This is a genomic window from Vibrio sp. 2132-1, assembly GCF_033344315.1.
In genome coordinates, this window is record NZ_JAWPON010000538.1 from 1 (window position 1) to 610 (window position 610).

The 610-nt window shown below is 47.2% G+C and carries 1 protein-coding gene; it reads left to right on the plus strand.

Annotated elements, in window-relative coordinates; all coding sequences use genetic code 11:
- A partial coding sequence (locus R8N47_RS26510; RefSeq protein WP_318186273.1) for a tRNA-uridine aminocarboxypropyltransferase occupies nucleotides 1-509 on the plus strand: 509 nt, incomplete at its 5' end.
- Nucleotides 510-610 lie beyond the last annotated feature (101 nt).

Genomic DNA, 610 nt, shown 5'->3' on the forward strand with positions numbered 1-610 from the left:
AGCTAACTCGTGACACCAATACGGGCCAGCTATTACAGCATTGCCAACTCAACGTCGAGCAAGCAATCTGGGATCGCAAACAACCACCAGCAGAGTTGCTCACTCGCTTGGCTGATCCTTCACTGTACCCGGTGATTCTATTCCCAAGCGAAGAAAGCATCACACTCGAACATGTGGAAATGCAAAGCCAGCAACAAGCCAAAATGCCGCTGTACATTATTTTGGATGCCACTTGGCAAGAAGCACGCAAGATGATCAATAAGAGTCGCTGGTTAGAAGGTATCCCTACCATGGGACTTTCCGTACTCGCCGATTCTCAATATCAACTGCGACGTAATCAGCAACAAGGCAACTTGTGCACCTTTGAGGTTGCTGCCCACTTATTAGGTCAACTTGGTGAACAAGATAACCAACAGCAAATGCATACGTTCTTTGCTCACTACCTTGCGCTGTTCCAAGCCGAGAAAAGTGGCCATGCTCTCAAACCGTCACCATACTCTCTCGAGTAAACCCAATCGACGAAACAAAAAACGCAGCCTTGGCTGCGTTTTTTTATTGGCATTGTTTCACGTGAAACACGACTAAAACAGACGCGTAGGTTCACCTAAGT